The 13,373-nt window shown below is 50.0% G+C and carries 12 protein-coding genes; 1 reads left to right on the forward strand and 11 read right to left on the reverse strand.

Features of this window, described 5'->3' with window-relative positions; genetic code table 11:
* Positions 1 to 34 precede the first annotated feature (34 nt).
* The gene (locus H5P27_RS18330) at positions 35 to 658 is read right to left on the reverse strand and encodes a hypothetical protein (RefSeq protein ID WP_185661875.1); all 624 of its coding nucleotides are present in this window, start codon (positions 656 to 658) and stop codon (positions 35 to 37) included.
* Between the two features lie 132 nt (positions 659 to 790).
* On the reverse strand, positions 791 to 1,555 hold the full coding sequence (locus H5P27_RS18335) for a glycerophosphodiester phosphodiesterase (RefSeq protein ID WP_221774786.1): 765 nt from the start codon (positions 1,553 to 1,555) through the stop codon (positions 791 to 793).
* A 124-nt stretch (positions 1,556 to 1,679) separates the two neighbouring features.
* Between H5P27_RS18335 and H5P27_RS18340 the strand changes: the two genes are divergently transcribed.
* On the forward strand, positions 1,680 to 2,729 hold the full coding sequence (locus tag H5P27_RS18340; protein WP_185661877.1) for a beta/alpha barrel domain-containing protein: 1,050 nt from the start codon (positions 1,680 to 1,682) through the stop codon (positions 2,727 to 2,729).
* Positions 2,730 to 2,779: 50 nt separating this feature from the next.
* Here the strand turns inward: H5P27_RS18340 and H5P27_RS18345 are convergent, their stop codons facing one another.
* From H5P27_RS18345 to H5P27_RS18385, 9 genes are all read right to left on the reverse strand, one after another.
* Entirely contained in the window at positions 2,780 to 3,988 is a 1,209-nt protein-coding gene (locus tag H5P27_RS18345; RefSeq protein WP_185661878.1) for a PP2C family protein-serine/threonine phosphatase, read from the reverse strand.
* Between the two features lie 278 nt (positions 3,989 to 4,266).
* The gene (locus H5P27_RS18350; protein WP_343075620.1) at positions 4,267 to 5,487 is read right to left on the reverse strand and encodes a hypothetical protein; all 1,221 of its coding nucleotides are present in this window, start codon (positions 5,485 to 5,487) and stop codon (positions 4,267 to 4,269) included.
* Positions 5,488 to 5,813: 326 nt separating this feature from the next.
* Complete coding sequence (locus H5P27_RS18355; protein WP_185661879.1) at positions 5,814 to 6,551, reverse strand: SDR family oxidoreductase; 738 nt, start codon at positions 6,549 to 6,551, stop codon at positions 5,814 to 5,816.
* Positions 6,552 to 6,572: 21 nt separating this feature from the next.
* Positions 6,573 to 8,045, reverse strand: coding sequence for a mannitol dehydrogenase family protein (locus H5P27_RS18360; protein WP_185661880.1), 1,473 nt, complete (start codon positions 8,043 to 8,045; stop codon positions 6,573 to 6,575).
* Positions 8,046 to 8,166: 121 nt separating this feature from the next.
* Complete coding sequence (locus H5P27_RS18365) at positions 8,167 to 8,820, reverse strand: cytidylate kinase-like family protein (RefSeq protein WP_185661881.1); 654 nt, start codon at positions 8,818 to 8,820, stop codon at positions 8,167 to 8,169.
* Positions 8,821 to 8,864: 44 nt separating this feature from the next.
* Positions 8,865 to 9,833 carry an ABC transporter permease gene (locus H5P27_RS18370; protein ID WP_185661882.1) on the reverse strand — a complete coding sequence of 323 codons (969 nt, stop codon included), beginning with the start codon at positions 9,831 to 9,833 and terminating at the stop codon, positions 8,865 to 8,867.
* A gap of 12 nt (positions 9,834 to 9,845) precedes the next feature.
* A complete protein-coding gene (locus H5P27_RS18375; RefSeq protein WP_185661883.1) occupies positions 9,846 to 11,324 on the reverse strand; it encodes a sugar ABC transporter ATP-binding protein in 1,479 nt (492 codons plus the stop codon).
* 106 nt (positions 11,325 to 11,430) lie between these two features.
* A complete protein-coding gene (locus H5P27_RS18380; RefSeq protein WP_185661884.1) occupies positions 11,431 to 12,390 on the reverse strand; it encodes a sugar ABC transporter substrate-binding protein in 960 nt (319 codons plus the stop codon).
* 83 nt (positions 12,391 to 12,473) lie between these two features.
* Positions 12,474 to 13,367, reverse strand: coding sequence for a PfkB family carbohydrate kinase (locus H5P27_RS18385; RefSeq protein ID WP_185661885.1), 894 nt, complete (start codon positions 13,365 to 13,367; stop codon positions 12,474 to 12,476).
* Between the last annotated feature and the right edge of the window lie 6 nt (positions 13,368 to 13,373).

The raw sequence follows: 13,373 nt of genomic DNA on the forward strand, positions 1-13,373 counted from the left end.
GCACGCTGGGCCATTAAAGCCTAGCTACTCAAACTCAACTCTGAAGGCGGCGAAACAAAACCAAACCAGAAAGAGAGCCGAACAAGAGCGCCGCAGTGCCGACAGGATCAGGCACTGCTGGCAAACTGCCTTCCGCAAAGCGCCCTCCCAGTACTTGTACAGTCAAATTACCCCATCCGACATGCCTCACACCAAGAAATCGGATAGTGCCGGTAAAATCCTCGGCAGAAATATTGACGTCTAAATCCAAGATAGAAGGCCCAGAAAGCGTATCAAATACGCGGCGGCCATTTACTTCTCTCCAATAGGTGGAAATGGCTCCATCGCCTCCTACATAATTGTCGGAGGAGTCGTACAAACCAAATACATCCACCTCGTAGCGACCGGGGATTGGATCCGAATCCCACCACATTTTGAAAGGGCTAAAATAGATCTCTACCCTTAAAAAATCACCGGCTCCCACCTGCGAGATCAAGGGATAAGAATAGTAATCATAGTCCAAATCCATGTCCTCTACGCCGGGCGTGGCATAAATCGAATTGCTCAACACCTGCGTGTATAGCTCCATCGTGACAGCGGAAGCCGACTTGGCTACCAAGAGCGACAAAACGAAAAACAAGGAAACAGTCGCCCGTCGAGGCAATGGATGGATTCTCATGAGGCGAGCTATGCACCCTTTGCGGACTCAATCAACTTTTACTTTTGTTTTACAGCTAAGCTAAAGTGAAAGCCCCAATGTTGACTATAAAAGATCCCTAAGTGCCTTTTTACCGATCACCCAGCCATTAGCTCAGTCACGTCTGAGTGCACGTAGGATAAGGTCTGGTTTATTGGTAGTGATCGATTTGGAACCGAACTGAGCTAACTTTCGCGCCAAAGCCACTTGGTCCACTGTCCAGACATGGAACGCCCAACCACCTCCTCTAATGGCTGCAACGAATTCAGCACTGATATCTGGAATGGCCTCAACTCCGATACCATCTGCCCCTGTCAGCTTCAAAACCTGCAAGAGCTCTTTTGGCGCAGGTGAAATGACACCGTCGTTGGATTCCAATGACACGAGCCAATTAACCACCAGCTCGGGAGCTTCTCGCTTCAGCCGTGTCACCACCGCTTGATCAAAAGAGATGAAAACAAGCTGCTCCGCTTTAATACGGGCCTTCGCTACTTGTTTCAGCAACTCCGGAACAATTTCTGGACCGGATTTAATTTCCAAATAGAGCATCTTCCCGGAAGGAACGATAGAGAGGACTTCCTCAAGGGTCGCAATCGATACTCCAATCCATTCGCCTCCCTTCCAGGACCCGAAGTCCAGCGCCCTCAGTTCGGAAAGCGTCATTTCAACCACACGACGGTCTATACCTGTGTACCTTTCGATTGAGTAATCGTGCACACATACGACATGTCCATCTACAGTCAGTTGAAAATCACCTTCGATCGCGTCGGCCCCCATTTCCCAAGCTAATTCGAAGGAAGGCAGCGTATTCTCAGGCGCATAAGCAGACGCCCCTCTGTGAGCCACGATTCGAACCCTCTCTGAAACGGAAGCAGCCATCATTCACCGCTAGCGAAGTCGAGAATCACTTGGAATCCAAAAGTGGCGAAAGAACTCGTTCAGGAATGGCCAAGCGAGCCAACCTGTGGTTAAAACGGAGATACACCGACATTATAATATCAAAATGCAGACGACTAAGAGACTGGACGAGAAGCTTGAACGCATTGCCCAAGGACAGGCAAAACGAAGCGACTTCATTATCGCAGACGCCAAGGACGCTGACATGGCTTTCGGCATTCAGGCTCCGGGTCCGAAGCGGCCGGGCAATAAAAACAAGCCAAGCCACCTTCTCTACCAATCAAACGAGGAATACCTCGACCAAATCAGAGCCATCATTGAGCAAGACATTGTGGACATCCTCCTCTTATCCGCGTCGAACTTGGAGAAAATCGGGATAGACGAAGGACTCTTCCGCGACTCGGCGATCACTCCAGCCGCTCGGGCCAACGACACCACGGACGTTTGGGCCTTCCGAGAATCCTCATATCCAAGCCAACCCTCTCGCAACTTCAGGACCGCTTCGATTGACCACATAAAATACGGCCGGCTCAGCGACGATTTCACTCAGCCTTACCAAGGAGCCGATCTCGGCCTCTACTCGATCACTTTCACCAACGACATTGATCACGACCACGCGGCGCTGGAGACGTTTCGCGCCTTTCGCATCGAAGCCGAACAAAAGCGATTCCGCTATTTTCTCGAAGTCTTCAATCCCAACGTACACCCGGGCTTCGATCCCTCCCATACCGGTACCTTCCTGAACGATGCTATCGTTCGTTCGCTGGCTGGGGTCACACGAACGGGGCGACCCTTGTTCTTAAAGATTCCCTACAATGGTCCGGGCCCTTTGGAAGAACTCGTTGCCTACGATCCCAGACTTGTGGTCGGTATACTAGGCGGAAGCGCCGGCACCACCTTAGACGCCTTCCAGCTTATCCACGACGCACAAAAGTACGGTGCCAAAGTCGCTTTGTTCGGACGCAAGATCAACCTGTCCGAATCCCCTCTCGTATTCATTAATTTCCTACGTAAAATCGTGGACGGCGAGATCAGCCCCATCGAAGCCGTCAAGGCTTATCATGGCGAGCTCTCCAAGGCTCGAATAAAACCACACAGAGAGCTAGCGGACGACCTAAAACCTACCCCGACCCAAAACAATTACTCAGGTGCTTAGCATCATGGTTTTCAGCCAAAATCCTCTGTTTTCGCCTAAACAGAAACTATCTATTTGATTCTAACGGCGAGCAATGTCGTGTCATCTTGAGGGAAACGTCCGCCAGAAAAACGTTCGAGTTCCGTCAAGAGACGACGAATTATTTCTTCGGTGTCCAAGGCTCCTACGCCTCTAAAAAGCTCAGCCCATTTTGCCACCCCCAACTGGACGCCATCGGGGTTTTCCAGCTCAGTTGCGCCATCGGTAGCAAAAAGCAGACAATCTCCTCTCGACAAACGCAACGAGCGGCATTCGAAGCTGTCGCATATCCCTAAGCCTAGTGCTCCTTCTCCCCTCATTTTCACAATCTCAACCTCTTGCGTTTGGCTACGGTACCATAAAACAGGAGGTTGGCAGGAACTCGCCAAGGAAACGTACAGCTCGTCTTCATTTTTCCTATAAAAGACGCCAGCCACCGCGGTTAAAAACCCCTCCGGTATGAGCCCCTCTAGATGCCTATCAAGAACGAATAACGCTTCATCAGGACCACAAGATTCATTTTTCAAATAGAAATCCGCCAGGTGTTTTGCCAGCATTGTGAAAAGCCCTGCGGTGACTCCATGCCCACTGATGTCTCCAAGAACCAATGACATCCGCCTGTCGTTTTGCAGCGGAAAAGTCACAAGATCTCCGCAAACTTCGTTTAAGCTTGTAATGGAAACAGCGACATCTGCAAAAGGGACGTCAGGCAATAAGCCTGGGATTGTCATTCGTTGTACTGTTCGAGCACTCTGGAGATCTTCCTCCATTATCGCGTTTCTTTTTAGTAACAAGGCTCTGCTTTCCTCGAGCTGATGCTGAATTTTCACCTCATCCGTTATGTCCCTTGTTATCCCAAGGATACCCACGATTTCACCCGAATCTAGACGCAATGGCACCTTGGTTGAAGTGACATAAGTAATTCGTCCGTCCGGCCATATTTCCTTTTCTACGTAGTTAACGAGCCGCTCGTCATCTCGTATTAACCGCTGCTCCTCTTCAAAAGTCTTCTGGGCATGTTCCCTACTGAAAAAATCAAAATCGCTTTTGCCAAGGAGGTCATCCATAGATTCCAATTTGTATTTGGAAAGCATTACATCACTTACCCAAACGAACTTGCTGTTTAAGTCTTTGAAGTAGACTTGGTCCTGTGTTTGCTCCAGGAGCGCTCTGAAAAGCAATCCTGCTCTGGCATCTCCGAGCTCGCGGATAGATTTGTTGATAGGCAGTTTTTCATTCATCTTCTTGAGCTAGCTACAGATACTATTTGGACCTTGATAACGGAAGTTCCATGCTTGCACCCGCCGTATAGCAGATCAGCACTTTCCTTCCGCATTATTAACAAATATAAAAGTGGGGCGACTCTACCTGAGCCGCCCCTATCGTCACGACAGGAGCTAGTCCCATCGACACACGATATCCCCCCGGAAACTCGCCTACCAATTCTGGGGGTCTCCCAATGAACGCCTAGTGTACCCAACACTTAATGGCGTCATTAATCGATTAGCTTCTAACTACCTTAGAACTTAACCGAAAGCTCTGACGTAAACCCGTCGAAACCAGCGCCAATCTGTCCACCAGAATTAGCTCCTTCACTCTGGTCAACGTATTCAAATTTCAATAGGGTCCGATCGTTGAACCAGTATCCAGCGGCCAGTTGCAAGCGATCTGCGGTATTGTCAGACTGGGCGATCAGCTCAGAAGTATTTTCAGCTTCCGCATAGCGCGCAGCCACGTAGAATTTTTCGGGCACGAGGTACTGCTGGGCCTCGATAATCCAGTATTCGACTGAAGACTCGCCTCGAATAACTGTGGAGGAATCATAAGTTGTCCCGTTGGCATCGGCTACACCATTGTCATCCCCGAAATAGGTGATACCAGCGACAGCATTACCCGCTGCATCAGCGAAAGTGTAGTCGTCGGACGATTCGCCCATCATGAAGATGATGCTCGTATTCGGGTTTGGCTGATAGGCTAAGTTGAGCTGCAGAATAGACTGGTCGAGTCCAGGCATAATTCCCAGATGCGTATCTCTCTCACTTGATCCTGATGCGGAGAAATTGTAATTATCGCCGTCTCCAAACCGATAGTTGGTGGTGGTGACGCCAGCCAAACTCGCAACCCCATTCACGAATTGTAGTTGTCCGCCTTGATTCGCTTGAAACATGTTTAAGCCCGCCTTGAAACCACCTGCGAACTCGAGTGTACCCTGCAGTCTGTAGTTGTAGCCGCGATTGTCCTGAAAGGCTTCCCCGAAACTCGAAGTCGTCATGTGTCCTGCAACATTGTAGCCGGTAATGGCACTGCCATCCTCCAAGGACTTGCTGTAGCTCAATTGTACCCCATTCTCCGCAGTCGCATAGTCAATCATGCCATTGCCAATCAAGGCATTCCCTTGGTTGTCTGCACCATCTTGGAAGCCTTTGAACTGAAAGGGTGCTGCGCCGATATTACCGATGCGAAGCGTCAAGTCCGAGCCATCCTGAGAAGATCCCGTCAATCCTAACAGGTCGAACTCGATACCAGCAAAGTCTTGGTGGAATGAGAAATCACGATCTCCATTATTACCGAAATCATTAGGCTCTTCCGCTATGTCAACGTCAGCTACGATGTGCTCGGAAATGTGAAACTTCATCTGAAGGTTCAGGCGAAGTCGGCCAAAACCATCTGACTGCAACTCATCCTCAGGTCGGAACGCTCCATCCTTCGCTTGGATAGCCTGGTAGTTCTGCAATGCCATAAACTTAACTTCCGCACGGCCGTCGAGCCAGGTGTTGACTTCACTCGCGGGAACATAGGCTGGAGTTTCGTCACTTAGCTTCTGGGCCTCGAGGGAAAACGGCGCGGATACAGCTAAACCTGCTGCAAAAGCTCCAGCATAGAGTGTTTTCAATTTTCTGTTATCTTTTTTGTATGTAGTCATATTACTTTTGGGGTTGATATTAAAACGATTTGTAAATCCTCGAAATTTTGCACAAAGCAGTAGCTGCCGTGCCTTCTCAGACAGAGTGTTCACATCCGTTCCAGAGAACGTATATGGGGGTTAATTTTTCAGTTTATCTTCTATTATAAATCGAAATTGGTCGGCATTAATACGACATCTCGAATCGTAACCTGGGGTGGCCGGGTGAGCATAAATAAAATTGTGTCCCCTATCTCCTTGGGGTCGATGAGGCTCCCAGAATCGATAGCCTCCCGGAGCTTATCTTCGGGCCAATCGGAAACCAAATTGGTACGCACCGGCCCGGGAGAAATCGAGCCGACACGAATTCCATGTTTGAAATTTTGACGGCGAACCACCTGAACGAAACAATTGATGGCCCATTTAGAGGATGCATAGACTGGCTCCCATGGAGTTGGGTAGTGAGCCGCTAGAGAACTCGTTACCAGAATATCTCCCCCTTTGCGTTCAATCATATGGGGCAAGACATCTCGAACGTTCTTCATAACAACGTTCACATTCAGGTGCAGCATTCTATCGATCGCCTCGCTACTGGCCTCCACAAGATCCCCACCTAAATAGAGCCCAGCATTGGCATGAAATATATCGATGTGGCCAACTTCCTCCAAAATACGAGGCACTAGGCTCGAGCAACATTTCGTATCCAGTAGATCAATCGCCAAGGTCGTGACTTGGTCGCCAAACTCATCCCTGACTCTCGCCAGAGCGCTCTCGTCTCGGTCAATCACGACAACCTGAGCTCCCGCGCCAAGCATTCCCTTTACGCTCGCAAGCCCGATGCCCGATGCCCCGCCTGTCACCGCCGCGATCTTCCCTTCCAGACTTGATTTTAGAGTGCTCATATTACTCTGGATACAGTCCTGTTAAGCAATGCACTCTTTCAGAGCAGCAGCGGTTCCATTTTCGTAAAGCCCCTTCAATTGGGCGCAGACGGTATCCACGAAAATTGGCTCGCTAGCTAGCTCTTCGCTAAATACTTCGCGCATCGCCAGTAGAGGGCGAGCATCCGGTCCAGCTTCTTGAGCACGTTCCCTCAGCTTTTCAGCCATAGGATCAAGCATAGGCATCGCCTTGCCTGATTCATCTGCTCCATTGAGGTAGCGAAACCAGGATGCGATCACGAAACAAAGATACTTGATCGATCCGCCCCGCTTGAGTTGCTCGACAATGGACGGCAGCACAAAAGTCGGCAGTCCGGAAGAACCATAGATCCCAATACGGGACAGTTGGTCGCGAATGGCCGGATTCGCAAAACGCTCAATGACGGAGTCCTTGTACTCGTCGAGGTCAATGCCGGGAACAGGCGATAGTGTCGGCGTCGCTTCTTCATCCATCATCTTGCGGCACAGGAGGCGTATATCCGCGTTTTCCATTGCCTCGTGCACAAGCTCTTTCCCCAACAACATGCCTGGGTAGCAAAGGGCTTGGTGCGTGCCGTTGAGAAGTCGCAACTTCATTAATTCATATGGCAACACGTCGTTGGTCATCTGAGCTCCGACGTTTTCCCACTTCGGACGACCCTGAACGAAATGATCCTCAATCACCCATTGCTTGAACGGTTCCGTCATCACGGGCCATCCATCATCGATACCAAATTGAGCGCCAACCAAATCCCGTAACTCGCTTGTAGTCGCTGGCGTGATACGATCTACCATGCTATTTGGGAACAGGCAATTTTCGTCCATCCAATTCCTGAGAACCGGATCTCTCAGCTCGGCATAAGCAGAAAGCATCTTCTTGGCAATGTTGCCATTTCCTTGGACATTGTCACACGACATGATGGTAAAGGGAGCCAGTCCTCGCAAACGGCGACGATTGAGTGCTTCCAAAAGAAACCCAAACGAGCACCTAGGCTGACCGGGATTCTCAAGGTCTCGCTGGAGGTCCGGGTGCCCCACATTCAACTCTCCGTCAGATCCAAAATAGTAGCCGCCTTCAGTAATCGTCATGGAGACAATCCGCGTATCCGGCGATGCCATTTGCTCTAGGACTTTCTCTCGATTATCTGGAGCAAAAACGAAATCGACAATCGACCCCACGACACGAGCCGTATCGCCTTCGGAGCTCCTTTCAACCAAGGTATAGAGACAATCTTGAGCCTTCATCACCTCATGCATACGCTTGTCGTGCTCCAACAGCCCTACGCCACAAAAGCCCCAGGACGAATCACCACCCTGCTTGAGGAGATCGTCAGTGTAAACGGCTTGATGAGCCCGATGAAATCCGCCTACACCGACGTGCATTATTGACGGCGTTACCGCTTGCCTATCGTAAGCAGGCACCTCGATATTCGAAGCTAAATTGCCGACGTTTGCGCTATTAAGTTTGATGTTCATTTGAGGTCCTACTCTGGGGTTATTTGAAAATGTATTAGACTGAATCGAAGCCTTCGCCTCTTAGGCTATAACCAAGTCGATATAATTTTGCTACTCGCGGTAGTTCACTAGGTGGAGTGTTCTAGACACGCCCTTCCAAAGCGTGCTCGATAGCCTCTAGAAGAAGCGGATCCACTTCCTTGCTTTCGGTTGATCCAGAACCAATCAGCTGATCCCTTTTCTCGAGTAATCGAGATGCATCACTTATCCAAGCTACCGAAGTCTCAGTGGGAATTAGATCTGTATTTATGACCAGATCGAAGCTACTGGCATCTTCCCAATTTTGATGATAGAAGCGTGCCACAAACTTCGTTCGCGCTTTATCATCCGCCGCCACAAGCTTTTCCGCCTGCTCCTTATCCTGAATCCCTTCCCTTTCCATTACCCTTTCGACCCTTGCAGCGAACGGTGCCTGTATTCTAACTTTGAGTACATCCGAACGATTGCTAAGCACGTTGTACCCACCGCGGGCCAAAACCACGGTCTGCTTGCGATGAGCAAGAGCCCGCATCGTATCATCCAACATGGATACGACTTGAAGGTTTTTGGAGTTCGCCAAGTCCCAGATATTTGGCGGCGAAGTGTATAGCTTGCCGAAACGAGTCAATCCATACTGCTCCATAGTTACCTGAAGCATTTCCTTATCCACAAAATCGTAATTTAGGGATTGGGCTAATTGGCTGGCTATCAATCCAGCCCCACTACCTAGCAATCTTGAAATGATTATCGTGTTCATAACTAGCTACACTTCGTCGATCAGGACAGATTCTAATTTACGCTTCAGCTTGCCTTGCGGTGCTGGAGGCAGTCGAAAGCGACTGCGATCATCAGGACAGCTCCCTTGATAACCATCTGAGAGAACTGAGTCACGTTCATCAGAACCAGACCATTACTCAGAACACCTAGAATGAGAACACCAGCAACGACGTTCGAAATTCTTCCAAATCCACCCGTGACACTAACTCCGCCGAGGACACAGGCTGTAAGAATATCAAACTCCAATCCCTTACCGGCCAGGACTTGAGCGGAGTTTGTTCTTGAGAGGATTACGATACCTGCGAGTCCCGCAAAGAATCCAGATAGAGAATACACGAGGTATTTGACGTTCTTGACCTTGATTCCTGAGAGCTTGGCTGCCTCTTCGTTTCCACCTACGGCATAGAAATAGCGGCCGAAATACGTCTTATTGAGGATAAAAGCTCCGATGCTTAAAATCACCACCATTATGATTACCGGTATTGGGATAGGGCCTACATAGCCCTGCCCAATCACGGCAAACGACGCGGGAAATCCATAAATCGGGAGACCTTCACAAATCAAGTAGGCCAAACCTTCTACAATAATCATCATCGCCAAGGTCACGATCAGCGGCGGCATGTTAAGATTTGCGATGATCCAGCCATTCGCAAAGCCGATGAAAGTAGCCATCGAGAGGGCCAAAACGATCGCCAGCGCCGGATGCATTCCAGCATTCACCATGCACCAACCTCCAACGATATTGACCAAGGTTATGTTTGATCCAACCGAAAGGTCGATACCTCCCAAAAGGAGTACGAATGCGAAACCGACCGATGCGATACCGAGCATCGAAACCTGTCGTGCTACATTGAGCAGGTTATTGCTAACCAGGAAATTTTCTGACGCGATAGAGAAGAAAAAGACCAGCAACAAAAGGACGATGTAAATCCCGTTTCGCTTGGCAAATTCTACCGCGTTGGTGGCGTTTCTTAATTTATCTAAATATTCCATTAGTGTATTCTCCTACTTCTGCGAAGCGAAATTCATAATAGCTTCCTGGTTGAAATCTTTGCGTTCGAGCTCTCCGGAAATCCGCCCTTCGCACAGCACTATAATCCGATCGGACATGCCCATGACCTCCTCCATCTCAGAGGAGATCATCAAAACCGCCTTGCCCGCCTCCACTAAGGAATTTACGAGGGCATAGATCTCAGACTTAGCTCCCACATCGATACCCCGAGTCGGTTCATCAAATATAACAAGGTCCGGTTCCGACGCGAGCCACCTAGCGATGATTACCTTCTGCTGGTTCCCTCCACTTAGGTTCTTGATTTTCTGCTCAATCGACGGCGTTTTGATGCGGATCGATTCTTTGTAGTGGTTGGCGATACGCTTTTCCTCTTTCTGGTTAACCACCATGAGCTTGGACAATCTCTCCAGTACCGACATGCTCGTGTTAGAGCGTATGTCCATCTCCAGAAGAGCACCCTTCCCCTTGCGATCCTCGGGTACGAGTGCGATGCCAGAATCAATAGCGTCTCGAGGCGTCTTCGGACTAATCTCCTTGCCATTGAGAAAAATCGATCCGCCAGTCTTTTTGGCAGCTCCAAAGAGAAGCTCAGCCGTTTCGGTACGACCTGCGCCGATTAGGCCAGCAAAGCCAAGAACCTCCCCTTTTCGTATTTGAAAACTGGTGCCACTGACTCCGTTTCCAGATAGGTCTTTAACCTCAAGGAGGACTTCATCTGAAATGCAGTCTCCACGTGCCGGATACGTTTCCTTCAATTCGCGACCAACCATCATCTTCACAAGGTCGTTCATATTCGTATCGCACGTCTTCACCGTATCGATCTTATGGCCATCTCGCAGCACTGTTATGCGCTCAGTAAGCCTGAAAATCTCTTCCATCCGGTGGGATATGTAGATTATCGTAACGCCGGATTTCTTCAGTTTTTCTACCATCTGGTAGAGCCTTTCCGCTTCCGCAGAGGTTAGCGGAGCGGAAGGCTCGTCCATTATGAGAATCCTAGCGTTTTGCGATAGAGCCTTGGCGATTTCAACAAGCTGCTGGTAACCCACAGTGAGGCTGCTAACCAACGCATTGGGATCGATATCGATATTGAATTGCTCGAAGATCTTGGCCGATTCAGCCACCATCGCCTTTCGGTCGATCACGATCCCCTTGCGGATCGCCCGCCCAAGAAAGATATTCTCGGCTACCGACAACTCGCCCACCAGGTTGAATTCCTGATAGATTACGCCAATTCCATTTTGCTCGGAGAGCTGAGGCGTCAGAGAAGAATACTCTTCGCCTCCAACTACAATCGACCCTTCATTAGGTATGACCGCACCTGTACAACTCTTGATAAGCGTCGACTTCCCTGCCCCGTTTTCACCCACTAAAGCATGGGCCTCGCCCTCGATAAAATCGATGCTGACGTCATTCAAAGCGATGACTCCGGGGTATTTTTTTGTGATATTCTTCAGCTGAAGTATGTTCATTGTCGCGTCCTCAAAAAGTTGTTACAGCCAAACCTAGCGTTTGAGTGGATGGATTGCTCGAAAATTGGATACATCCGCTTTCCGAGCTCTGGTCCTGTGTCGTTTACTACTTTACGAGAAACTTTGAGACGTTGTCCTTTGTCACGGGAATGAGCGTACGATAGATTTCCTTCTGCTCGATGGACTCTCCCGAAGTCAGCTTGGTAACCATCGCCCAAATCGCTTCAGCGATATCCTGGTTCGTGCCAGTAATCGTAACACTCATCCGTACGCCTTCGTTGTTGGTCATAGCGGAGAGCTCTGGCTGGGTAGCATCTGCCGCGAAGATGCCGAAATCGTCAGTGATCTTATTCGCGGCCTTCGCTGCCTCATTCGCACCTACGGAACCGCCTCCACCGATGGAACAAACAACCTTAACACCTGGGTTGGACTGAAAAATGGTTTCCATCTTCGAGATCCCTTCGGCGGGATTGATCGCGCTCGTCTCCGCTACGATCTTTGCATTCGGAGCAAGCTCTTGTATGGCATCACGGATACCGTTACCGCGCTCGAGCAAGATTGGTAGCTGCGGGTAGTTAAGAATCGCTACCTCAGTCGAGCCGCCATGCTTCTCGTTGATCCACTTCGCAGCGTGCTTCCCAATCTCGTAGCCGAGATCATGGTTGTCGATCAACCAAGCAAGGTCTGCATTCTTCAGGTTGTCATCCCAAGCAATCACCTTGATGCCAGCCTCGCGAGCTTGCTTGAGCGCGAACTCCACTCCGGCCGGATCTGCCGGATGCACGATCAGGACGTCTACTCCGCTGGATACAAAATTCTCGATCTGGGTGATCTGCTTGCCGGCATTACTCTCACATGCGACAAAGGTCATGCTGCCACCCTGAGCCTTAACTTCTTTTGCGATGGCCTGACAATAGCCAGCCCATGTCGGATTACTCAAATCCTGGACTGTCATTCCAATTTTTATCGCCTCGCTCGAAGCCGAGCTCTCTTCGCTTTTGGGACTGCAGCCTACGATGGCAAAACTCGCGAGCATCGCCACTAAACCTATGATAGTATTCTTCATCTTATAATATATTTTATTTGGGGTTGTTTCTCTCAACACAGAGAGAAAATCTAAGAAAATTTTTACCAGCAGAGCCTGCGGACCTAAGTGAGACTCCACTTGCTGGCCATTTGGAGCGGAAAACCCGGAGTTGCTCCCTTTTGGGAGCACACATATGCGGCCACCTCATTTGCGAACCGATTCACTTCGCTTAGTGGCTTGCCCAGCAGCAACCCGACACACAAGGTCGCCGTAAACGAGTCTCCGGCTCCAACCGTATCCACCGCTTGGACTTCGATGCCAGGAAAGTCGTCCGATTCCTCCGGCGTGTACAAAAGGCTGCCTTCAGGCCCACGTGTGTAAGCGACCAGTCGGAGAGAGAATCGGTCCGCGAGTTGGGCAAGCTGCTGCTGCACCGAGCCTTCCAACTCAAACATATCCGCAAGGACGGGCAACTCTTCATCGCTTAACTTCAGCACGTTGGCCAGTTTCAATGAGTCCTCGAGCAGGCCTGCGGAGAAATAAGACTGGCGCAAATTCACGTCGAAAATTTTCAACGCTCCCTCTCGCATTTTGCCCAAGAAAGACTGTATCGTCCTTTTCGATACTTCAGAACGTTGAGAGAGGGAACCAAAACAAACGGCATCGAGCTTCTCGGCGAGTTCCGATAGCTCTGCCGTGAAAGGGATGTGATCCCATGCGACATCCTCGTGAATCTCGTAAGTTGGCTTCCCAAACTTCAAAACGACATCCACGATGCCTGTCCTGCTATCCGGAACCTCGGTTACGTACACAGTGTCGACTCCCAGCCTAGAGAGGTGCGTAAATATCTCGTCTCCCAGCTCGTCAGCTCCAACGCAACTGACAGGATACGCGCTCGGCCCCAGCTGCTGCACGTGGCAAGCGAAATTGGCTGGGGCGCCGCCAAGGCGCTTGTGATTTGGAAACAGGTCCCAAAGGACCTCGCCGATGCCGGCTACTATAAATCGTTTTGTCACGGGGTT

The sequence above is a fragment of the Pelagicoccus albus genome, assembly GCF_014230145.1.
Lineage (GTDB): Bacteria > Verrucomicrobiota > Verrucomicrobiia > Opitutales > Opitutaceae > Pelagicoccus > Pelagicoccus albus.

What these genes read in the sequence shown, in the direction of transcription:
- H5P27_RS18330 (WP_185661875.1), bottom strand. Translation starts at nt 658, where the DNA reads ATGAGAATCCATCCATTGCCTCGACGGGCGACTGTTTCCTTGTTTTTC.
- H5P27_RS18335 (WP_221774786.1), bottom strand. Translation starts at nt 1,555, where the DNA reads ATGGCTGCTTCCGTTTCAGAGAGGGTTCGAATCGTGGCTCACAGAGGG.
- H5P27_RS18340 (WP_185661877.1), top strand. Translation starts at nt 1,680, where the DNA reads ATGCAGACGACTAAGAGACTGGACGAGAAGCTTGAACGCATTGCCCAA.
- H5P27_RS18345 (WP_185661878.1), bottom strand. Translation starts at nt 3,988, where the DNA reads ATGAATGAAAAACTGCCTATCAACAAATCTATCCGCGAGCTCGGAGAT.
- H5P27_RS18350 (WP_343075620.1), bottom strand. Translation starts at nt 5,487, where the DNA reads ATGGCATTGCAGAACTACCAGGCTATCCAAGCGAAGGATGGAGCGTTC.
- H5P27_RS18355 (WP_185661879.1), bottom strand. Translation starts at nt 6,551, where the DNA reads ATGAGCACTCTAAAATCAAGTCTGGAAGGGAAGATCGCGGCGGTGACA.
- H5P27_RS18360 (WP_185661880.1), bottom strand. Translation starts at nt 8,045, where the DNA reads ATGAACATCAAACTTAATAGCGCAAACGTCGGCAATTTAGCTTCGAAT.
- H5P27_RS18365 (WP_185661881.1), bottom strand. Translation starts at nt 8,820, where the DNA reads ATGAACACGATAATCATTTCAAGATTGCTAGGTAGTGGGGCTGGATTG.
- H5P27_RS18370 (WP_185661882.1), bottom strand. Translation starts at nt 9,833, where the DNA reads ATGGAATATTTAGATAAATTAAGAAACGCCACCAACGCGGTAGAATTT.
- H5P27_RS18375 (WP_185661883.1), bottom strand. Translation starts at nt 11,324, where the DNA reads ATGAACATACTTCAGCTGAAGAATATCACAAAAAAATACCCCGGAGTC.
- H5P27_RS18380 (WP_185661884.1), bottom strand. Translation starts at nt 12,390, where the DNA reads ATGAAGAATACTATCATAGGTTTAGTGGCGATGCTCGCGAGTTTTGCC.